A 20,062-nucleotide genomic window follows, 5' to 3' on the forward strand; every position below is an offset into this window, starting at 1 on the left:
CACGACGGCGGACGAGCGCCGAGCGACGGAGCGTGGTAGGGATGGCCTGTACGCACCTCGCCGAGGCCACCTTGGTGGAGCCGCAGAGCACGGAGGGCTGCCAGGACTGCCTGGAGGCCGGTCACCGCGACTGGGTGCACCTGCGGCTCTGCCTCACCTGTGGGCGGGTCGGCTGCTGCGACTCCTCGCCGGCCAAGCACGCGAGCGCGCATTTCCGCGACACCGGCCACCCGGTGATCAAGTCCTTCCAGCCCGGTGAGGACTGGCGCTGGTGCTTCGTGGACGAGCAGCTGGGCTGATCGACTCCAGCTCGGCGCGGTCGAGCAGGACGACCCCTCGGGCCGTCACCGCGACCGCTGACGCGCGGGTCAGCCGGCGGAGGGCGCGGTTGACCGTGACGCGGCTGAGGCCGAGCAGGCGGGCCAGCGACTCCTGAGAGCCGCGCCAGGCGACCTCGCCCGGCCCGGCACCGGTGGCCAGCAGCCAGCCCGCCACCCGGCCGAGCGCCGGCACCGTCGCCGTCTCGGCCAGGCGCTGCCGCAGGTCGGCGGCGTCCGCGGCGAGGCGGGCGAGCACATGGTGGCGTACCGCCGGCTCGTCGTCGAGGAGGCGCATGAAAGCCTCCGCCGGCAGGCGCCGGCCGCGGCATGCGGTGGCGGCGACGAGCGTGCCGGCGGCGGGCGCGAGCGCGGCCGGCTTGTCGACGATCGCCGGCGCCTCCCAGCGGGCCGGCCACACCTCGGCGCCGGCTGAGTTCGTGTGCGCGCCCACCACCACGCCGCTCAGCAGCAGGAGCACGGCGCCGTCGCGCGGGATCACCGCCCCCGGCGGGTACGACACCGGACGGCTCGCCGCCGAGAGCGCGCCGAGCGCCTCCGCGGACAGCGCCGCGAACGCGGGGATCGTGCCGAGCAAGGTCATGTATCCAGTGATACAGCGCCCCGACCCGCCCCGGCCGTAGCGTGCCGAAACATGTGGATCGTCGAACTCAGCCTGGCCCCGACGAAGGAGCGCCTGGCCGCCCGCCCCGCCCACCGGCGGTTGCTGGCCAGCCTGCACGAGCGGGGCACGGTGCCGATGGCCGGCCCGCTCGCCGACGACTCCGGCGCGGTGATCGTCTTCGACCTGCCGGACGAGGAGGCCGTGCGCGACAAGCTCGCGGCCGACCCTTACCTCACGACGCCGGGCGTCGCGGTCGTCAGCGTCCGCGAGTGGCACCCGTTCGTGCCGGCTTAGACGCGCCTTTTACAGCGGTGCCGTGTTGAGCCGCCGCAGCTCGATCGTCCAGGTCGGGCCGAACTGGCGCAGGGAGTCGCCGCTGCACGTGTACCGCTCGGGGTCGATCGAGCCGCTCAGCGACGACCGGCCGGTTTCGCGGCCGCTCTGCTTGTACACCACCGTGCCGAGGCCCTTGGCGTTGCTGTAGAGGATCTGGCCCTGGTTGGTCTGCCAGTTGTACGTCAGGATGCCCGACAGGATCATCTCGTACGTGCGGTTGTTGACCTTCGCGCGGGCGTTGTTGCCGTCGCCGTAGTCGACCGTGAGTGTGCCGTTCGCCTTGAAGTGCTGGGTGGCGCCCCAGCTGTGCAGCCGCATCTTCACACCGTCGATCGTGGTGTCCGAGTCGTGCGAGGTCTCCTGCCAGGTGCCGATCAGGCAGGAGTCGTGCAGTGGATCCTCCGAAGTGGACGGCTCCGGAGAGGGCGACGGGGACGGCGACCCGGAGGGCGGCGCGTCGCTGGGTGCGGGTGAGGCGGCGGACGGCGAGGACGCCACCGACAGCCCGGGGCCGCCGCCGTCGTCCAGGCTGGACGAGATGAGCACCGCGCCGGCGATGATGCCGGCGATCAGCAGCAGGGCCAAGCCGCCGACGAGGAGTGGCAGGGTGGCACCGACCTGTGCTGGGGGCGGCGGTGGCGAGCCGGGATGCATGGACGGAACGGTATCCGTTCAGCGCATCCAGGGGCTACGCCTCTTCTTCGACCACGTCGGCGATCACGACCGTGATGTTGTCCGGGCCGCCGGCCCGCAGCGCCAGGTCGACGAGCCGCCGCGCGCACTCCAGCGGCTCCGGGTATCCGCCCAGCGTCTCGCCGATCGTCTCCGCGCTGACCACATTGGACAGGCCGTCGCTGCACAGCAGCCAGCGGTCGCCGGCGGTGGGACGCATGAAGGTGTACGCGGGATTGGCCTCGCCGCCCTGGAGCGCCTGGGTGACCACCGCCCGCCGGGGGTGGTGGCTGGCCTGCTCCGGCGTGATCACACCCTCGTCGACGAGCATCTGCACGAACGTGTCGTCCCGGGTCATCTGCTGGAGTTGGCCCTCGCGGAGCAGGTACGCGCGGGAGTCGCCGACGTGCCCCAGCGCCAGGGCGGTGCCGGTGAACAGGACGGCGGTGAGCGTGGTGCCCATCCCGTCGCGGCTCGGGTCTTCGGCCACGGCCTCGCGGATGCGGCCGTTGGCCGTGTCGAGCGCTTCGCGCATCGCGTCGATCAACCCGTCGTCGGGAATCTCCCGGTCCAGCGGCGCCACGGACTCGATGACGATGCGGCTGGCGAGGTCGCCGGCGGCCATGCCACCCATGCCGTCGGCGACGGCGAGGAGACGCGGCCCGGCGTGCACCGAGTCCTGGTTAGCGCTCCGGATCAGGCCGGTATCGCTCACCGCCGCGTAGCGCAGCTTCAGGGTCATGGCTGGGAGCCTGCCAGGCCGACGTTTGGATGTCTCCAGTAGATCACCGCTCGCGCCCACTACGCGGCTAAATTCCTTTTTGTTCCGGCGGCCCTTACGAGACTGGGCGGCATCCCAAGACATCGATTGACATCAGCGAAACGCGCTGGCAACATCGGTGCCCTATGGGAGCGCTCCCAATCTTGAAGGGATCCGCCGTGACCCGACGCCCCACCCCCAAGATCCTCGCGGTCCTCGCGGCCGCCGTGCTGATCGCCACCGGACTCACCGCCGCGGCCCACGCCGAAGAGGTCGAGCACATAGACAACGGCACTTTCGACGCCGGCACCGCGCCCTGGTGGAACACCGAGAACACCCCGATCTCCGCCGTCGACGGCCGCCTCTGCGCGGAGGTGCCGGCCGGCCAGGCCAACCCGTGGGACGCCGCCATCGGCCACGGCGACATCCCGCTGGTCGACGGCGACGCGTACCGGCTGACCTTCACCGCCTCGGCGACCGCGCCGGTCACCGTCCGCGCGAACGTCCAGCTCAACGAGACGCCGTTCACCACGGCCCTCTCCCGCGAGGTCGCCCTCACCGCCACCCCGCAGACCTTCGTGTACGAGTTCGACGGCAACATCGACTCGACGAACGGTGTCTTCACCTTCCAGCTCGGCGGTTCGGCCGACGCGTTCACGTTCTGCCTCGACGGCGTGTCGCTGACCAGCGAGACCACCGCCGGCGGGGACCCCGAGCAGGTCGAAAACGGTGACTTCAACGACGGCACCGCCGGCTGGTTCTCGTACGGCACCACCTCGACGGCGGTCACCGACGGCCGGCTCTGCGCCGAGGTGCCCGGCGGCCTGGCCAACCCGTGGGACGCCGGCATCGGGCAGAACGACGTCCCGCTGCTGGCCGGCTCCGCGTACACGTTCTCGTTCGACGCGAGCGCGGCGCCGGGCGCCACCGTCCGCGCGGCGGTGCAGCTCGGCGTGGACCCGTTCACCGCGTTCCTGAGCCGGGACGTGCCGCTGACCGGCGATACCCAGCACCTGGAGTTCACCTTCACCTCGCCGGTCGACACCGAGCAGGCGCAGGTCGTGTTCCAGGTCGGCGCCAACGCGGCCGCGTACACGCTCTGCCTGGACAACGTCTCGCTGCTCGGCGGCGAAGAGGAGCCGCCGTACGTGCCGGACACCGGCCCGCGGGTGCGGGTCAACCAGGTCGGCTACCTGCCGTCCGGCCCCAAGGGCGCGACGGTCGTCACGACCGCCACCGAGGCGCTGCCGTGGCAGCTCAAGGACAGCGGCGGCACGGTCGTGGCCAGCGGCCAGACCACACCGCGCGGCACCGACCAGGCCTCCGGGCAGAACGTGCACACCGTCGACTTCGGCTCGTTCACGACGGCCGGCACCGGCTACACGCTGACCGCCGACGGCGAGACGAGCCACCCGTTCGACATCGCCGCGGACGTCTTCAAGCAGCTCCGATCCGACTCGCTCCAGTTCTTCTACGCGCAGCGCAGCGGCATCGCGATCGACGGCGCGCTGATCGGTGAGCAGTACGCCCGCCCGGCCGGCCACCTGGGCGTGGCACCCAACAAGGGCGACACCGACGTGCCCTGCCAGGCCGGCGTCTGCGACTACCGCCTCGACGTGCGTGGCGGCTGGTACGACGCGGGCGACCACGGCAAGTACGTCGTCAACGGCGGCATCGCCACCGCCCAGCTGCTGAGCTCGTTCGAGCGGACCAAGACCGCCCCGACCGCCGGCGGGGGCGCGGCCCTGGCCGACAGCACCCTGCGGGTACCCGAGCGGGGCAACGGCGTGCCGGACGTGCTCGACGAGGCCCGGTGGGAGCTGGAGTTCCTCATGCGCATGCAGGTGCCGGCCGGCAGGCCGCTCGCCGGCATGGCGCACCACAAGATGCACGACGCCAACTGGACCGGCATCCCGATGCAGCCGGAGGACGACCCGCAGCAGCGCGAGCTGCACGCGCCGTCGACGGCCGCCACGCTCAACCTCGCGGCCACCGCCGCGCAGGGCGCCCGGCTCTTCGCGCCGTACGACGCGGCGTTCGCGGCCACGGCGCTGACCGCGGCGAAGACGGCGTACGCGGCGGCCAAGGCCAACCCGGCGGTGTACGCGGACCCGAACGACGGCACCGGTGGCGGCACCTACAGCGACAACGACGTGAGCGACGAGTTCTACTGGGCGGCCGCCGAGCTGTACCTCACCACGGGCGAGGCGCCGTACCTGTCGGACGTGACCGCGTCACCGCACCACACCAGCGCGGACGTCTTCGGCCCGAACGGCTTCGGCTGGGGCAGCACCGCCGCGCTCGGCCGCCTCGACCTGGCCACCGTCCCGAGTGGACTGCCGGCCGCCGACCGGGACCGGCTGCGCGCCTCGGTGCTCGCCGCCGCGGACGCGTACCTGACCATCCAGGCCGGCCAGGCGTACGGCCTGCCGATGCCCGGCAACCGGGGCGCCTACTTCTGGGGCGCCAACAGCAACATCCTCAACAACATGGTCGTGCTGGCCACCGCGTTCGACCTCTCCGGCGCGGCGAAGTACCGGGACGGCGCGGTCCAAGGCATCGATTACATCCTCGGCCGCAACGCGCTCAACCAGTCCTATGTGACCGGGTGGGGCGAGAAGGCGTCGCAGAACCAGCACAGCCGGATCTTCGCCAACCAGGCGGACGCCTCGCTGCCACACCCGCCGGCCGGTTCGATCGCCGGCGGGGCCAACGCCAGCCTCGACGACCCGTACGCCAAGCAGCTGCTCGACGGTTGCCAGCCGATGTTCTGCTACGTCGACCACATCGAGTCGTACGCGACCAACGAGGTGGCGATCAACTGGAACTCGGCGCTCGCCTGGGTGGCCTCTTTCCTGGCCGACCAGGGTGCGGCCGGCCCCGCGCCGGCGACCCGCTGCCGCGTCTCGTACGTGGTGCACGGCACCTGGACCGGCGGGTTCACCGGGCAGGTCACGGTGACCAACACCGGCACCACGGCGATCGACGGTTGGGCGCTGCGCTGGGCGTTCCTAGGTGGACAGAAGGTCACCCAGTCCTGGCTGGCCGACACCACCCAGTCCGGCGCTACGGTCACGGCCCGAAACCAGTCGCACAATCGCCGCATCGAACGGGGCGCGTCGAAGACGTTCGGCTTCAACGCGACGACCGGCGGACCCAACCCGTCACCCGGCCTGTTCACCCTGAACGGCGCCACCTGTAGCTGAAAGATCGACCATTCCGTCACCCGTCCCCGGGTTACGCCGGGGGCGGGTGGCGTGAAAGGGTAGGGCGCGTGGGTGGTAAGGGTCAGGCATCGGTGATAAGCCGTTGTCCATGTTGTGGTTACCGGACTGGGTGCGCTACGTGCCCGGTCTGCTTCTGGACCGACGCCGCACAGGCGGATCCGGGAGCGTTCGTCGACGTTGGCGGTCCCAACGGCGATCTCACACTTGGCGAGGCCAAGCTCAATTTCGCGTTGTATGGCGCGAGCCACCCCAAGTATCGGGAAGTGGTGCGCAAGCCGCGCCCCGACGAGATCGTGTAGGTCCAAGGCTTGGTCGTGAGGACCCGGGCGCGTTTGGGGCGCGCCCAGGTCACCATGATCAGCGCAGCCAGTCGAGCAGCTTGTCGCCCTGCTGCCAGACGGTGAGCGCGGAGAAGACGCCGAAGAGGGCCATCGACCACACCAGAGCCGCGACCCGGAAGGCGCGCGGCCGGATCTGGCTGGGCAGCACCTTGCGGTTGAGCACCAGCAGCAGGATCGAGTAGAAGAACATCATCAGCCCGCCGACGCAGGCGGAGATCACGAGCAGCGGCAGCGGCTGGTCGAAGCCGGCGATCAGGATGCCGCAGCCGATCGCCACCAGACCCCACACGAGTCCGAAGTAGAGCTTGCTCTCCGAGGCCCGGGGCAGGTATGACGTCTTGAGCACGTCGGCGGCGAGCCGGCTGGTGTAGTCGACGATGCCCAGCGCGGCGGCGAAGAGCGACAGCGCCCCGATCACCCAGAAGAGCGTGCCGAACCAGCCACCCACGAGCTCCTTGAGCTTCTCGCCCTCCACCTCCAGGAACGAGACGCCGTTTTCCAGGCCGGGCACGCCGAAGACGGTCGAGTAGGAGAGCATCGACATCAGCACGATCGTCACGAACGAGATCAGCACGAACGTGGCGAGCTGCTCCTGGTTGGCCAGCTTCCACCAGCGGCGCCAGCGGCCGAGGTTGTCGTCGGTCGGCTCGAAGACGTAGCCGCCACCGCCGGCGGCCGCCTCCTCCTCGCCGGTGACCGGGCTGACCAGGCGGGGCACGTAGGCGCCCATGCCGTAGCGCTTGTCCCGGATCCAGTTGCTCTGGCAGAGGTTCTGGCCGCCGCCCGCGCCGGCGAAGACGAGGGCGGAGAGCATCAGCGCGAAGCCGAGCTCGGTCGGAAACTCCGGGCTCGTGACGGTCTCCGGCAGGTCGCCCCATGCGCTGGCGCTGATCGCGAACCCGATCGCCACCACGATGAAGAGCACCACGAGCGCGACCTTGACGAACTCGACGCGTTCCAGCGCGACGTAGACCACCGGCGCGAGGGTCAGGGTGGCGCCGATGACCAGCAGCATGCCCACCGCGATCCAGGTGGCGTCGCCGCCGAAGATGTACGTGACCATGGTGGCCGAGCTGGTGGACCACCCCGGCCACAGGTTCGCGAAGTACACCATGATCGCGAAGACCAGGCCCCAGTGACGCCAGAAACGGGAGAACCCGGTCAGCGCGGTCTCGCCGGTCGCGAGCGTGTAGCGCTCGATCTCCATGTTCAGGAAGTACTGGGTGATGATGCCGACCGCCGCGGCCCACAGGAAGACCAGCCCGACCTGCGACGCGATGTACGGGAAGAGCACGAACTCGCCGGACGCCAGCCCCACGCCGGCCGCCACGACCCCCGGACCGATGATCCGCCACGGCGAACGCGGCGGATCCGGCAGCTCACGCACCGTCACCGCGGGCAGGTGGCGGGTGGGAAATCGATCGGCGGCCGTCTGTGTCATGCCGCCCTGTCCCCACTCGGTCGACACTCGAAACCTGGGCGAGCTTTGCCACAATCCCCAGAAGTGTCAGCTACCACGCTGATCGAAGCTGAGCGGTCGCGCAGGATGCCATGATGAGCGCCGAGCAACTGACCCTCCAGGCCACCTTCGGGGTGGCCCTTCTCGCGTTATTGATCGGGCACCAGCTCGGCGACCACATCGCGCAGACCGACAAGCAGGCGGACAACAAGGCGGCCAAGGGGCAGGCCGGCCTGCGCGCGATGGTCGGCCACCTGCTGACCTACCACCTCACCGCCGGCGCGGTGCTCGCCGGCACGGCGCTCACCCTGGAGCTGCCGCTCTCCGCGTCCGGCCTTGTCGCCGGCTTCGGCTTCAGCGTCGTCAGCCATGCGATCCTCGACCGCCGCACCCCGGTACGCAACCTGCTGCGGCTGACCCGCTCCCCGGTGTTCGCGGAGCAGACCTCGCCGGTCTGCGGCATGTACGTCGCCGACCAGGCCCTTCATTGGTTCTCACTCCTGGTCTCCGCGCTGCTGATCGCGAGGCTGTAGAAAGAGGTATGCGGATCACGCCGGGCGGGCCGGACGACGTCGACGCCGTGCTCGCGCTGCTCGACGACGCCACGGCCTGGCTGGTGAGCATCGGTCGCACCGGCCAGTGGGGCACCCAACCACGCTCGACCAACCCGCGCGGAGTCGCCCAGATCACCGAGTGGGCCGAGACCGGCAGGCTGCACCTGGCCCGCATCGACGGGGAGGTCGCCGGCGCCCTCGCCGTCGGTGAGGCGATGCCCTACGTTCCGCCGGCGACCGAGCCCGAGCTGTACGTCAACCTCCTCGTCGCCGGCCGGGCCCACGCGGGCCGGGGCGTCGGCGCCCGGCTGCTCGACCACGCCCGCGCCATCGCCCGCCAGCGTGGCGCCCGCCAGCTGCGCGTGGACTGCTACGCCGGCGACGACCGCGCGCTGGTCCGCTATTACGAGCGGCAGGGCTTCACCGCCACCGATGTGTTCGCTGTGGGCGAATGGCCAGGTCAGATCCTGGTCGAGCGCTTGCGCTCTGGGTGAACAGGGCTGGGCCCGGCGGTACCCGACTGGTTGTCTGGGTCTATGGAGATCTTGGTCCTGGGTGGCACGGCATGGTTGGGTCGCGAGCTGGCGCGGGAGGCGCTGTCCCGCGGGCACGCGGTGACGTGCCTCGCGCGAGGTGAGAGCGGCGGAGTGACCGAGGGCGCGGTACACGTCGCCGCCGACCGGAGCGCGCCCGGCGCGTACGACGAGGTGGCCGGCCGTGACTGGGACGCCGTCGTCGACGTGTCGTGGCAGCCCGGCTTCGTGCGCGGCGCACTCGACGCGCTCGCCCCGCGGGCCCGGCACTGGACGTACGTCTCGTCCGGCAACGTCTACGCCGACCACGGCACCCACGGCGCGGACGAGTCGGGCGCGCTGCTGCCCCCCACCGACCTCGACACGGTCGACCGCGAGCTGTACGGCGAGGCGAAGGTGGCCTGCGAGCGGGCCTGCCTCGCGGCGGTCGGCGACCGGCTGCTGATCGCCCGCTCAGGGCTCATCGGCGGGCCGGGCGACCACACCGGCCGCACCGGCTACTGGGTGGCCCGCGCCGCCCGCGCCCCGCAGGCACCGCTGCTCGTGCCCGACGCGCCCGACCAGGCGACGCAGGTGGTCGACGTGCGCGACCTGACCGCGTGGCTGATCGACGCCGCCGAGGCCGGCACGACCGGCACGTTCGACGCGGTCGGCCCGGTGGTGCCGCTCGGCGAGTGGATCGCGCTGTCCCGCGCGGTCGGCGGCCACGACGGCCCGGTGGTCACCGCCGAATCGGCCTGGCTGCGGTCGCGGGAGGTCGCCGAGTGGATGGGCGACGAGTCCCTGCCCATGTGGATCGCGTCGCCCGGCTGGGAGGCGTTCAACGCGCGCAGCGGCGCCGCCGCGGTCGCCGCCGGCTTGCGGCACCGCCCGCGCGAGCAGGTCGTGGCCGACACCCTCGCCTGGGAACGCGAGCAGGGCCTCGACCGCACCCGCAAGGCCGGCCTGACCACGGACCGCGAGCGGGAATTGATCGCCGCTCTGTCGGAGGCGTGAGGCAGGATCGCGGCATGACGACACTCGGCGCCGTATACCTGCCCTACAACCCGCCGGAGCGCCTGCGTTCCGTGGCCAAGGCTGCCGACCAGGCGGGGCTGGAGGAGCTCTGGCTCTGGGAAGACTGCTTCCTCGAGGGCGGCATCGCCAGCATGGCCGCCACCCTGGGCTGGACCGAGCGGTTGCGGGTCGGCGTCGGCCTGCTGCCCGTCCCGCTGCGCAACGTCGCGCTGACCGCGATGGAGATGGCCGCGCTCGACCGCTACTTCCCCGGCCGCGCGCTGGTCGGCATCGGCCACGGCGTGCAGGATTGGATGGGCCAGGTCGGCGCGCGGGTCGAGTCGCCGGTCACCCTCCTCCGCGAGTACGCCAACGCGCTGCGCGCCCTGCTCTCCGGCGAGCGGGTCACCACCAAGGGCCGCTACGTGACGCTCGACGGCGTCAAGCTAGACATGCCGCCACTCGCGACGCCGCCCATCTTCGCCGGCGCCACCGGCCCCAACTCGCTGCGCCTCTGCGGCGAGGTCGCCGACGGCACGATCGTCGACGGGGGCAAGAGCCCCGACGAGCTGCGCCGGGCCCGCGCGCTCGTCGACGAGGGCCGCGCCCGCCGCGCCCAGGGCGCCGACGACCCGCACACCATCGTCGCGTACGTGCACGCCGCGACCGGCCCCACGGCGGCCGCCCGCCTGGAGGCCGAGCGCGTGAAGTGGGGCTACGACACGATCGAGGGCCGCAGCATCGCCGGCGGCGCCGAGCAGTTCGCCGAGGCCATCCACGCCTGGGTCGAGGCCGGCGCCGACACCGTCATCCTCCAGCCCACCGCCGACGACCCCGACCCGGAGGCCTTCGTCCGCTTCGTCGCCGAAGACGTCCGCCCCCTGGTCCCGTAGGACCCCACAACCTAGATAGCCATTCGAGCTACCGCGACGTCCGTCGTGGTCCAGACCGTCGCTCCCGCGGCCTCACCCATCCGCCGTTGGTCACGGCTGCCCCGGCGGCAACCTCTCCGCGACGTGGATGCCAGCTGCGCGGGACAAAATCAGCGGCCACCGCCGGCATCCCGACGAAGCGTCGCCAGCCGCGGGACCGAGTTTGGGATCCGGCTAGGCCGCGCTGGTCTGCTCGTCGTCCGCAGAAATGCTAGACAGCGCATAACCATGCGATCCATAGCTCACCACAGGGCGCCTACGCGGCACCTATAGACCATTTGTCGCTTCCTGGGTGAGTGGCAAGAGACGCCACAAGTGGATCTAGAACACTTGGGGTCGAAGGGGCAACCAAAAGTGTTCTAGATCTACTTCCAGACGATGCATAAATATCAACCACATCGATCATGACCCCGCGCCGAGGCCGGGCCACCCCGAAGCCGCCGCCAGCGTGCGAAGCCCGGCACGGCTCGCACCGCAACCACCCACCCAAGAACGTGAAACAAGCCGGGGACGGCCCGGCCGGAGCCCGAGGCCCCGCCGGAGGCGCAGCAGTAACCGCAACCAACAGCGGACCGGTGAGGTCGCGGGAGCAGCGGCCTGTACCCAAGTCGATCAGGTGCTCACCTGGGCATTCGGAGACGCGCGGATGACAGGACCGGCAAGGGCCGACGGCACTACATGGATTTCCTGCCCGCACAGGACGGGCCGGCCACCGTCTGTGACGCAGCGCCAGCGGGCTCAGGTGAGAAACTTCGAGATCTAGGAGAATTTGGGTCGTTATGGCCCCTTAACTCTCCTAGATCTCGAGTCTTGGGCCGCGCGCACGGCGGCGGCGGTGACTCAGGGCGGCGAAGCCTCCACAATGCCTGTCCGGCAACAGGCATTGTGGACAAACACCCCTGCACCGCGGGCCGCGCATCCGCCGAAGGCAAAAGGGAAAGCGCGACCAACAGCGGACGGGTGAGGCCGCGGGAGCAACGGAGAGCGACCACGACGGACATCGCGGTAGCCCAAAGCTGTTTTCAGAGCGAGGTTTTAGGCCGCGTCAGGTGGAGGCATGGGTCAGCGGTCGAAGCGGCAGCAGGCGATCACCGCGGCCGACTCGCCCGGTAGGTCGGCGGCGTCGTGTGCGAGCGCCAGGCCCGGCTCGGTCGCGGCCAGCACCGTACGTGCGGTGCCGTGCAGGTTGATCCTCTGCGGGGTGCGGCGCAGGTTGGCGACGACCACGCAGGTGCCGCGGCGGATGGCCAGGAAGCTGCCGCCGTGCCAGACCTCGCTCCGCTTCAGCACCGGTTTGGCCAGGTCGGGCTGGCTCTCGCGGAGCGCGATCAGGCGGTGGTGGAGGTCGAGCATGTCGCGGTGCTCGGCCTTGTCGAGCTCGGACCAGTCGAGGGCGCTGACTCCGCCCCACTCCGGCGGGGTGGGCATCCGGGCGGCCCACTCCTCGCCCATCTGGAGCACCGGCGTGGAGGGCGCGGTGAGCAGCAGCGTCGCACCGATGCGCAGCAGGCCGGGGGAGAGGGCGGCGGTGGGGCGGTCGGTGCTCAGCACCGTGGAGAAGCCGGCGCGCAGGATGCCGAACAGCTGCTCCAGCGACCCGAACTCGGCGCCGTAGTCGCGGTCGAGTGCGGTGATGCCGGCCGCGCCGCCCGGGGACGGGGCAAGCAGGTCGGCCAGGTCGGCGCCGGGGCCGGGGATGAAGCGGGCACCGGCCAGGCCCGAGCCGGCGATCAGCGCGAGCGGACGGCCCAGGCTGATGGAGAGCGCGGACACCGCGGTGGACAGCTCGTCGACGAGCAGCAGCGCGTCGCGGTCGATGAGCGTGTGTGCGGCGTCGAGGCGCACGCCGTCGGCGTGGTAGTCACGCAGCCACATCAGCACGTTGTCGGTGATGAAGCTGCGCATGCCGGCGCCGTGCGGGCCGTCGAGCGCGAGCGTGTGGCCCCACGTGTTGGCCACCTCGGCCAGGTAGGGGCCGATGCGGTGGGTGCCGGCGCCGGGCTGGAGGTGGTCGTAAGCCAGGTCGAGCACCACCGCGATGCCGCGCGCGTGGCAGGCGTCGACGAAGCGCTTCAACCCGTCCGGCCCGCCGTAGGACGGGTGTGGCGTGTACCAGCAGGCGCTGTGGTGGCCCGAGCCGCGCTCGATGTTGACCGGGTGCAGCTCGACCGCGTCGATGCCGAGGTCGGCAAGGTGGTCGAGACGGGCGATCGCCGCGTCGAACGTGCCGTCCGGGGTGAAAGCGCCCACCCGCACCGAGTAGATGACACCGCCGGGCAGGTCGCGCCCGGTCCACTCGTCGTCGGTCCACGGGAAGGCGGCGTGGTCGTACGTGCGGCTCGGGCCGTGCACGCCGTAGGGCTGCCAGCGCGAGCGCGGGTCGGGCAGCGGCTCGTCGGAGTCGTCGAGCAGGTACATGTAGTCGGTGCCGTGCGCGGCGCAAGCGACGTTGGTGCGCCACCACCCACCGGCGTCGAGCGCCATGGGATGGTCTTTTCCTCCGATGCGCACGCGGAGCCGCGAGGCCTCCGGCGCCCACACACTGAATCGCGTCATCATGTGGCAGCCACCAAGAGAGCTACTGGGTAGGCGGACAGCACTTCGGACAACGGCACCCGCCGGGCCTGCCACGTGCGTCCCGTCAACGCGTCGGTCCAGCGCCCTGGAGCCAAAGCCAGCTTAGACTCGCCCCAGCCCCCGCGAAATGCCAACCTGACCGGCAACCTGGTGGCTACCGCCACAACGCCGCCCCGGTCGAACGCCACCGCGTGCTCGGCCGCGGGCCCTTCCACCGATACCGGTGAGTAGCCGGTGAACGGGTGATCGCGCCGGGCCCGCAGCACGCGGCTTGTCACGAGCAGCTTGGCCGCGCCGGTCCCGTCCACCGGGGGGAGCCAGCCGGCGTCGAGGCGGGCGAGGAGGTCGCGCCGCGTGCCGAAGTCGACGGGCCGCCGGTTGTCCGGGTCGACCAGCGAGTTGTCCCACAGCTCGGTGCCCTGGTACGTGTCCGGCACGCCCGGCATCGCGAGCTGCACGAGCTTTTGGCCGAGCGAGTTGGACCAGCCGTGCGGCGTGATGCTCTTGACGAACGCCCCGATGTCGGCGCGCAGCCCTTCGTCGTCGTACGCGCGGTCGACCGCGGCGTGCATCGCCGCCTCGAAGTCGCGGTCCGGATCCTGCCAGCTGGTCGAGACGGCCGCCTCGCGGGCCGCCTTCTCCATGTAGGCGTGGAAGCGCTCCCGCTCGATCGGCCAGGCGCCGGCCAGCGTCTGCCAGAGCAGAAGCGCCAAAGACGCGTCTGGGAGCGGCGCCGCCTCCGTCCAGCGGCGCAGCGTCGCCGCCCATTCCGACGGCATTTCCGCGAGTACCGCCAGGCGCGCGCGGACGTCCTCGGAACGCTTGGTGTCGTGTGTGGACAGCGTGGTCATCGAGTGTGGACAGTCCCGTTCGCGCACGGCGGCCGCGCGGTGGAACGCCTCCGGCGTCACGCCGAAGCGGCTCGGGTCGCCGCCCACCTCGTTGAGCGCCACGAAGCGGGTGTACCGGTAGTACGCGGTGTCCTCGACGCCCTTGGCCATCACCGCGCCGGTGTACTGCTGGAAGCGCACCGCCAGCTCGTCTTCGGGGTCGCCGAGCCGGGCGGTGACCGCCTCCAGCGCCTCGGTCAGGTCGGGACGCCGGTGGCCGGCCTCGACCCGCGCGGCGGCCAGGTGGCGCGCGCCGCTGGGCAGGTACGAGCGGTAGACCTCGAAGCAGGCGGCCAGCTCGGCGAGCGCGTCCGCGGCCCGCGGGATCTCCGGTGCGAGCCGGGCCAGCCGGTCCCGCTCCGCGGCCAGCAGCGTGGTCGCGACCTCCACTTTGGACCGGTGCGCGACGTCGGCCCACTTCGCGCTCCCGGCGAGGCGGCTGAGCGTATCCTCACCCTCCGGGTCGACGAAGAGCCCACAGACCTCGCCCAGCGTGTCGTATCCCGTGGTGCCGTCCACCGGCCAGGAGCGGGGGAGCCGCTCGCCCGGTTCCAGGATCTTCTCCGCCAGCAGCCACGCGGACGGTGCCGCCGCGCGCAGCCTGGCCAGGTAGGAGCCCGGGTCGCGGAGCCCGTCCGGGTGGTCGACCCGGATGCCGTCGGCCTGCCAGCGAAGGATCTCGGCGTGCGTGGCGTCGAACACTTCCGGGTCCTCCACGCGCAGGCCGACCAATGTGGACACCGCGAAGAAGCGCCGGTAGCTCGGCCCTATCCGCCACGAGACGAGCCGGTAGTGCTGGCGGTCGTGCACCTCGCGCGGCTCACCGCCGCCGGTGCCGTCCGCGATCGGGAAGCACTGCTCCTGGTACACCAGCTCGTCGCCGACCACCTTGAGGTCGTCGAGCGCGGCGGGGTCGTCGGCGAGCACCGGGAGGCGGATCCGCCCGCGCTCCCAGTCGATGTCGAACCACCGCGCGTACGGCGAGGCCTGCCCCCGCCGCAGTACGTCCCACCACGCCGGGTTGACCGACGGCACCGCGACGCCGGCGTGGTTGGGCACGATGTCGACGACGAGGCCGAGGCCCTTCGCGTGCAGCGCCTCGCGCAGCCGGTCGAGCGCCGCCGGCCCGCCCAGCTCCGGGTTGACGCGGGAGTGGTCCACGACGTCGTACCCGTGCGCGGAGCCGGGCGCGGCGGCGAGCAGCGGCGCGGTGTAGAGCTGGCCGACGCCGAGCGTGGCGAGGTAGTCGACCAGCTCCGCGGTCTGGAGCAGGTCGAAGTCGGGCCGCACCTGGACGCGGTACGTGGGGCTCTGCTGGCCGCGCTCGCTTCGCTCGCGAAGCGCCCCGAGCTGCCGGCGCGGGCCGCCCTCGTCGCTTCGCTCCTCGGGCCGGACCTTGCCGGCCTCGGGGCGCGGCCGCTGGGTCATAGCGCTCTGTCCAGCACCAGCAGCGACCGCTCGGGCACGCGCACCCGCGCGCCGGCGCCCAGGGTCTCCGGGCTGAGCGGCGCGCCTTCCGTGGTGTCGATGACCGTCTGCCACTTCTCGCCGTACTCCTCCGGCGGCAGCACGAACTCGACCGGCTCGTGGTGGCCGTTGAAGCAGAGCAGGAAGGAGTTGTCGCACTGCCGCTCGCCGTACCGGCCGCGCTCGCGGATGCCCTCGCCGTTGACGAAGACGGCCAGCGCGCCGACGTCGCTGTCCCAGTCGGTGCCCTGCATCTGCCGCCCGTCCGGGGCGAACCACTCCATGTCGGCGACCGGCGTGGACGCGCTGCGCGACTTGACCAGGTCGCCGGTGAAGAAGCGCCGGCGCCGGAAGACCTTGTGGCGGGCCCGGAACGCGGTCAGGTGGCGGACGAACTCCAGCAGCTGCTCGTCCACGTCCTCCCAGTCGACCCAGGAGAACTCGTTGTCCTGGCAGTACACGTTGTTGTTGCCGCGCTGGGTGCGGCCCAGCTCGTCACCGTGGCTGATCATCGGCACGCCCTGGGAGAGCAGCAGCGTGGCGAGGAAGTTGCGGCGCTGGCGGGCGCGGAGCGCGAGCACCTCGGCGTCGTCGGTGGCGCCTTCCACGCCGCAGTTCCACGAGCGGTTGTAGCTCTCGCCGTCGCGGTTGTCCTCGCCGTTCGCCTCGTTGTGCTTGTCGTTGTAGGACACGAGGTCGGTGAGCGTGAAGCCGTCGTGGCAGGTGACGAAGTTGATGCTGTGGAACGGCCGGCGCCCGTCGTCCTGGTAGAGGTCGGACGACCCGCTGATCCGGCTGGCGAACTCGGCGAGCACCGGCTGCGAGCGCCAGAAGTCGCGGGTGGTGTCCCGGAACTTGCCGTTCCACTCCGTCCACAGGGGAGGGAAGTTGCCCACCTGGTAGCCGCCCGGCCCGATGTCCCACGGCTCGGCGATGAGCTTCACCCGGCTCACCACCGGGTCCTGCTGCACCACCTCGAAGAACGTGGAGAGGCGGTCGACCTCGTAGAACTCCCGGGCCAGCGCGGCGGCCAGGTCGAAGCGGAAACCATCGACGTGCATCTCCTGCACCCAGTACCGCAGCGAGTCCATGATGAGCTGGAGCGTCTGCGGGCCGCGCATGTTGAGGCTGTTGCCGCACCCGGTGTAGTCCATGTACTGCTGCGGCGCGTTGTCGGCGAGCCGGTAGTACGCGGCGTTGTCGATGCCCTTGAAGCCGAGCGTCGGGCCGAGGTGGTTGCCCTCCGCGGTGTGGTTGTAGACCACGTCGAGGATGACCTCGATGCCGGCGGCGTGCAGCGCCCGCACCATGCCGCGAAACTCCTGCACCTGCTGACCGAGGTGCCCCATCGCGGAGTACCCGTGGTAGGGCGCGAAGTAGCCGATGGTGTTGTAGCCCCAGTAGTTGCGCAGCCCGCGCTCGTCGAGGTGGTGGTCGTGGATGAACTGGTGCACCGGCATCAGCTCGATCGCCGTCACGCCCAGCCGCGTGAGGTGGTCGATCATCACGGGGTGTGCGATGCCCGCGTACGTGCCGCGCAGCTGCTCGGGGATGTCCGGGTGCCGCCAGGTGAGGCCCTTGACGTGCGCCTCGTAGAGGAGCGTGTCGTGGTAGGGCGTGCGCGGCGGGCGGTCGTTGCCCCAGTCGAAGTACGGGTTGACGACGACCGCCTTCGGCACGAACGACGCCGAGTCCACTTCGGACATCCGCTCGGGGTGCTCCAGGTCGTACCCGTAGAGCGCCGGATCCCACCGCACGTCGCCGTCGACCGCCTTGGCGTACGGGTCGAGGAGCAGCTTGTTGGGGTTGCAACGCAGCCCGCGGCCGGGGTCGTACGGCCCGTGCACGCGGAAGCCGTAGCGCTGGCCCGGCTCCACACCGGTCAGGAAGACGTGCCAGACGAACGCGTCCACCTCGGGCAGCTCGATCCGCTGCTCGGTGCCGTCGGCGTCGAAGAGGCACAGCTCGACCGCCTCCGCCACCTCCGAGTAGAGCGCGAAGTTGGTGCCAACACCGTCATACGTCGCGCCCAAGGGGTAGCGACGCCCAGGCCAGACCAGCATAACCACACAGTACGGCCTGGCCTGGGCATTTGATCGTCAAAGGCACGTGATTCGATTTACGGTTTAAACCTGGTCAAGCTGGCTATCCGCTGCGGCCCGCCGGTCCACGGCGAGGCGACTGCGGCGGCGGCTGTAGAGGAAGTAGACGATGAAGCCGAGCAGCATCCAGGCCAGGAAGCGCAGCCAGGTCTCCACGGTGAGGAAGAACATCAGCATCAGGCAGGCGACGAGCGACAGCACCGGGATCAGCGGCATCAGCGGGAGCCGGAAGGAGCGCGGCAGGTCCGGGCGGGTGCGGCGGAGCACGACCACGCCGATCGAGACCAGGACGAAGGCGAAGAGCGTGCCGATGTTGACCAGCTCGGCGAGCTCGGCCAGCGGGATGATGCCGGCCAGCACCGCGACCACGACGCCGACGATGACCGTGATGCGGTACGGGGTGCCGAACCGCGGATGGACGATCGACAGCTGGCGGGGCAGGAGCCCGTCGCGGCTCATCGCGAACGCGACGCGGCTCTGGCCGAGCATGAGGATCATCATCACGGTCGTGAGGCCGGCGAGCGCGCCGACGGTGATGAGGTTGGCGAAGAACGGCCTGTCCACGGCCCGGAACGCGGCCGCCAGCGGCGCCGCCTCGTCGAGGTCGGTGTAGTTGCGCATGCCGACCACGACGAGCGACACCGCGACGTAGAGCGTGGTGCAGATCAGCAACGAGCCGAGGATGCCGCGCGGGAGGTCGCGCTGCGGATGCCGGGTCTCCTCGGCGGTGGTGGCCACGACGTCGAAGCCGATGAAAGCGAAGAATACGAGTGCCGCCGCCGCGAACACACCGCTGACGCCGAAGTTGGCCGGCGCCTGGCCGAACACGGCCTCGACGAGCGTCGCGTGCAGCCCCGACGTGTCGGCCGCCGGCTCGGACGGCGGTACGAACGGGCGGTAGTTGTCCGAGTCGATGAAGAACGCGCCGGCGACGATCACGAACAGCACGACCGCCACTTTGATCGTCACGACCACCTCGTTGACCCGCGAGGAGAGCTTGATGCCGGCCACCAGCACCACGGTGAGGACGAGGACGACCAGGATGGCGGGCAGGTTGACCACGCCGTCCTCACTGCTGGCGACGGCCGTGGGCAGCTCCAGGCCGATGGTCTCCAGAAACACCCCGAGGTACTGCGACCACCCGACCGCGACCACCGCCGCGCCGATGATGAACTCCAGGATGAGGTCCCAGCCGATGATCCACGCGACGAGCTCGCCGAGCGTCGCGTAGGAGAAGGTGTACGCGCTGCCCGCGACCGGCACCGTGGAGGCGAACTCGGCGTAGCAGAGGGCGGCCAGCCCGCACGCCACGCCCGCGATCAGGAAGGACAGCGCCACCGCCGGCCCCGCCGTGGTCTTGGCGGCTACGCCGGTGAGCACGAAGATGCCCGTGCCGATCACCACGCCGACACCGAACACGGTCAGGTCGAGCGCGGACAGCTCCTTGCGCAGGCGGTGCTCCGGCTCTTCGGTGTCGCGGATGGACTGCTCGACCGGCTTGGTGCGGAGGACGCTCATCACACCATTTGACCCGAGGAAGCGGGTTTTCGCCGGGCGAGGGCGAGATCAGTCGAGAACCTCGACCGTCACCGTGGCGGTGTCGCCCTCCTCGAGCGACTGGGCCTTGCGGACGGCCCGCTTGATCGGCAGCACATACGCACCGCGGGCGCCGTCGGGGAAGATCGACGTCTGCCACGTGGTGGTGCCGACCGTCACCCGCACGCGCACCGAGCCGAAACCGCGGCGCGGCCCGGTCGCGGCCGTGCGGTCGCGGATCTCGTCGGAGGCGTCGACGGGCAGGGTGACGAAGGTCCAGCTGTCGTCCCGCCGGGCGTCCCAGATCCACAGCTCGGCCTCGAAATCCACGATCACGGACGCCAGCATCGCACCCAGGTGTGACAACGCCTGCGACGATGGCGGGCGTGGACGAGGAGCCCGGGCGCAGCCGATACCGCCGGCTGCCGCCGCGCGTGCGGCCGACCGGCAGCGAGCAGGACGTGTCGCCGCCGCAGCCGGTGCCGGAGGTGAAGTACACCAGCTCGCTCTCGCCCGCCGGCGGCGTGCAGGCGTACGAGCAGCTGGCCGACTACATGACCACCGCCCCGCGGCGCAGCTGGCGACGGACCGTCGCGCTGGTCGTCGTGGGGCTGGGCCTGCTCGCCGTCGTGCTGTACCAGCTGATCTGAGCGGCTGGAAGCCTCGCCGGGTCGGGTGCTTCCCCGTCGTGAGTTTCTGAAAACAGATATGCCCACGTCCGTGCCAGTAGCACACGGT

Annotated in this window: 18 protein-coding genes; 9 read left to right on the forward strand and 9 right to left on the reverse strand. The window is 71.1% G+C overall.

Going from position 1 to position 20,062, the window contains the following annotated elements; genetic code table 11:
• Positions 1 to 41: 41 nt before the first annotated feature.
• Complete coding sequence (locus tag ACTMTJ_RS18060; RefSeq protein ID WP_441217961.1) at positions 42 to 299, forward strand: UBP-type zinc finger domain-containing protein; 258 nt, start codon at positions 42 to 44, stop codon at positions 297 to 299.
• Here the strand turns inward: ACTMTJ_RS18060 and ACTMTJ_RS18065 are convergent.
• Positions 238 to 921: a Crp/Fnr family transcriptional regulator gene (locus ACTMTJ_RS18065; RefSeq protein ID WP_441217963.1), complete on the reverse strand. Its 684-nt coding sequence runs from the start codon at positions 919 to 921 to the stop codon at positions 238 to 240. The two genes, ACTMTJ_RS18060 and ACTMTJ_RS18065, sit on opposite strands and share 62 nt — an antisense overlap.
• Before the next feature lie 51 nt (positions 922 to 972).
• Between ACTMTJ_RS18065 and ACTMTJ_RS18070 the strand changes: the two genes are divergently transcribed.
• The gene (locus tag ACTMTJ_RS18070; protein ID WP_441217965.1) at positions 973 to 1,236 is read left to right on the forward strand and encodes a YciI family protein; all 264 of its coding nucleotides are present in this window, start codon (positions 973 to 975) and stop codon (positions 1,234 to 1,236) included.
• A 9-nt stretch (positions 1,237 to 1,245) separates the two neighbouring features.
• On the opposite strand, the gene ACTMTJ_RS18075 is transcribed toward ACTMTJ_RS18070, so the two are convergent.
• Together ACTMTJ_RS18075 and ACTMTJ_RS18080 are read right to left on the reverse strand one after the other, a co-directional pair.
• Positions 1,246 to 1,932 carry a hypothetical protein gene (locus ACTMTJ_RS18075; protein WP_441217967.1) on the reverse strand — a complete coding sequence of 229 codons (687 nt, stop codon included), beginning with the start codon at positions 1,930 to 1,932 and terminating at the stop codon, positions 1,246 to 1,248.
• Positions 1,933 to 1,966: 34 nt separating this feature from the next.
• Entirely contained in the window at positions 1,967 to 2,692 is a 726-nt protein-coding gene (locus ACTMTJ_RS18080) for a PP2C family protein-serine/threonine phosphatase (RefSeq protein ID WP_441217969.1), read from the reverse strand.
• 197 nt (positions 2,693 to 2,889) lie between these two features.
• Here ACTMTJ_RS18080 and ACTMTJ_RS18085 point away from each other — a divergent pair, with 197 nt between their 5' ends.
• Positions 2,890 to 5,916: a glycoside hydrolase family 9 protein gene (locus tag ACTMTJ_RS18085; protein ID WP_441217971.1), complete on the forward strand. Its 3,027-nt coding sequence runs from the start codon at positions 2,890 to 2,892 to the stop codon at positions 5,914 to 5,916.
• A gap of 92 nt (positions 5,917 to 6,008) precedes the next feature.
• On the forward strand, positions 6,009 to 6,236 hold the full coding sequence (locus ACTMTJ_RS18090; protein ID WP_441218236.1) for a CPCC family cysteine-rich protein: 228 nt from the start codon (positions 6,009 to 6,011) through the stop codon (positions 6,234 to 6,236).
• Positions 6,237 to 6,294: 58 nt separating this feature from the next.
• Here the strand turns inward: ACTMTJ_RS18090 and ACTMTJ_RS18095 are convergent, their stop codons facing one another.
• Entirely contained in the window at positions 6,295 to 7,719 is a 1,425-nt protein-coding gene (locus tag ACTMTJ_RS18095; protein WP_441217973.1) for an Nramp family divalent metal transporter, read from the reverse strand.
• 113 nt (positions 7,720 to 7,832) lie between these two features.
• Here ACTMTJ_RS18095 and ACTMTJ_RS18100 point away from each other — a divergent pair, with 113 nt between their 5' ends.
• From ACTMTJ_RS18100 to ACTMTJ_RS18115, 4 genes are read left to right on the forward strand one after another with little or no spacing between them, the layout of a single operon-like run.
• A complete protein-coding gene (locus tag ACTMTJ_RS18100) occupies positions 7,833 to 8,270 on the forward strand; it encodes a DUF3307 domain-containing protein (protein ID WP_441217975.1) in 438 nt (145 codons plus the stop codon).
• Between the two features lie 8 nt (positions 8,271 to 8,278).
• Complete coding sequence (locus ACTMTJ_RS18105; RefSeq protein WP_441217977.1) at positions 8,279 to 8,785, forward strand: N-acetyltransferase family protein; 507 nt, start codon at positions 8,279 to 8,281, stop codon at positions 8,783 to 8,785.
• A gap of 42 nt (positions 8,786 to 8,827) precedes the next feature.
• Positions 8,828 to 9,820, forward strand: a complete 993-nt coding sequence (locus ACTMTJ_RS18110; RefSeq protein WP_441217979.1) for a reductase — start codon at positions 8,828 to 8,830, stop codon at positions 9,818 to 9,820.
• A gap of 14 nt (positions 9,821 to 9,834) precedes the next feature.
• Positions 9,835 to 10,713 (forward strand): LLM class flavin-dependent oxidoreductase, encoded by an 879-nt coding sequence (locus tag ACTMTJ_RS18115; RefSeq protein ID WP_441217981.1) that lies wholly within the window; start codon positions 9,835 to 9,837, stop codon positions 10,711 to 10,713.
• A 1,101-nt stretch (positions 10,714 to 11,814) separates the two neighbouring features.
• Here ACTMTJ_RS18115 and ACTMTJ_RS18120 read toward each other — a convergent pair.
• From ACTMTJ_RS18120 to ACTMTJ_RS18140, 5 genes are all read right to left on the reverse strand, one after another.
• Positions 11,815 to 13,236 carry a DUF3459 domain-containing protein gene (locus tag ACTMTJ_RS18120; protein WP_441217983.1) on the reverse strand — a complete coding sequence of 474 codons (1,422 nt, stop codon included), beginning with the start codon at positions 13,234 to 13,236 and terminating at the stop codon, positions 11,815 to 11,817.
• 71 nt (positions 13,237 to 13,307) lie between these two features.
• The gene (gene treY / locus ACTMTJ_RS18125) at positions 13,308 to 15,647 is read right to left on the reverse strand and encodes a malto-oligosyltrehalose synthase (protein WP_441217985.1); all 2,340 of its coding nucleotides are present in this window, start codon (positions 15,645 to 15,647) and stop codon (positions 13,308 to 13,310) included.
• Complete coding sequence (gene glgX, locus ACTMTJ_RS18130; RefSeq protein ID WP_441217987.1) at positions 15,644 to 17,749, reverse strand: glycogen debranching protein GlgX; 2,106 nt, start codon at positions 17,747 to 17,749, stop codon at positions 15,644 to 15,646. The genes treY and glgX overlap by 4 nt, the downstream gene beginning before the upstream one ends.
• Positions 17,750 to 17,812: 63 nt before the next feature.
• The gene (locus ACTMTJ_RS18135; protein ID WP_441217989.1) at positions 17,813 to 19,306 is read right to left on the reverse strand and encodes an amino acid permease; all 1,494 of its coding nucleotides are present in this window, start codon (positions 19,304 to 19,306) and stop codon (positions 17,813 to 17,815) included.
• Between the two features lie 48 nt (positions 19,307 to 19,354).
• The gene (locus tag ACTMTJ_RS18140) at positions 19,355 to 19,660 is read right to left on the reverse strand and encodes a DUF1905 domain-containing protein (protein ID WP_441217991.1); all 306 of its coding nucleotides are present in this window, start codon (positions 19,658 to 19,660) and stop codon (positions 19,355 to 19,357) included.
• 50 nt (positions 19,661 to 19,710) lie between these two features.
• On the opposite strand from ACTMTJ_RS18140, the gene ACTMTJ_RS18145 reads away from it, so the two are divergent.
• Positions 19,711 to 19,974 (forward strand): hypothetical protein, encoded by a 264-nt coding sequence (locus ACTMTJ_RS18145; RefSeq protein ID WP_441217993.1) that lies wholly within the window; start codon positions 19,711 to 19,713, stop codon positions 19,972 to 19,974.
• Positions 19,975 to 20,062: the final 88 nt, after the last annotated feature.

It is taken from the genome of Phytohabitans sp. LJ34 (assembly GCF_052068095.1).
In the GTDB taxonomy this organism is placed as follows: domain Bacteria; phylum Actinomycetota; class Actinomycetes; order Mycobacteriales; family Micromonosporaceae; genus Phytohabitans.

Bases quoted from the DNA above. Each gene is read 5' to 3' on its own strand.
- glgX (WP_441217987.1), bottom strand. From the start codon at position 17,749: ATGCTGGTCTGGCCTGGGCGTCGCTACCCCTTGGGCGCGACGTATGAC.
- ACTMTJ_RS18120 (WP_441217983.1), bottom strand. From the start codon at position 13,236: ATGGCGCTCGACGCCGGTGGGTGGTGGCGCACCAACGTCGCTTGCGCC.
- ACTMTJ_RS18095 (WP_441217973.1), bottom strand. From the start codon at position 7,719: ATGACACAGACGGCCGCCGATCGATTTCCCACCCGCCACCTGCCCGCG.
- ACTMTJ_RS18115 (WP_441217981.1), top strand. From the start codon at position 9,835: ATGACGACACTCGGCGCCGTATACCTGCCCTACAACCCGCCGGAGCGC.
- ACTMTJ_RS18080 (WP_441217969.1), bottom strand. From the start codon at position 2,692: ATGACCCTGAAGCTGCGCTACGCGGCGGTGAGCGATACCGGCCTGATC.
- ACTMTJ_RS18100 (WP_441217975.1), top strand. From the start codon at position 7,833: ATGAGCGCCGAGCAACTGACCCTCCAGGCCACCTTCGGGGTGGCCCTT.
- ACTMTJ_RS18075 (WP_441217967.1), bottom strand. From the start codon at position 1,932: ATGCATCCCGGCTCGCCACCGCCGCCCCCAGCACAGGTCGGTGCCACC.
- ACTMTJ_RS18135 (WP_441217989.1), bottom strand. From the start codon at position 19,306: ATGAGCGTCCTCCGCACCAAGCCGGTCGAGCAGTCCATCCGCGACACC.
- ACTMTJ_RS18110 (WP_441217979.1), top strand. From the start codon at position 8,828: ATGGAGATCTTGGTCCTGGGTGGCACGGCATGGTTGGGTCGCGAGCTG.
- ACTMTJ_RS18070 (WP_441217965.1), top strand. From the start codon at position 973: ATGTGGATCGTCGAACTCAGCCTGGCCCCGACGAAGGAGCGCCTGGCC.
- treY (WP_441217985.1), bottom strand. From the start codon at position 15,647: ATGACCCAGCGGCCGCGCCCCGAGGCCGGCAAGGTCCGGCCCGAGGAG.
- ACTMTJ_RS18060 (WP_441217961.1), top strand. From the start codon at position 42: ATGGCCTGTACGCACCTCGCCGAGGCCACCTTGGTGGAGCCGCAGAGC.
- ACTMTJ_RS18065 (WP_441217963.1), bottom strand. From the start codon at position 921: ATGACCTTGCTCGGCACGATCCCCGCGTTCGCGGCGCTGTCCGCGGAG.
- ACTMTJ_RS18105 (WP_441217977.1), top strand. From the start codon at position 8,279: ATGCGGATCACGCCGGGCGGGCCGGACGACGTCGACGCCGTGCTCGCG.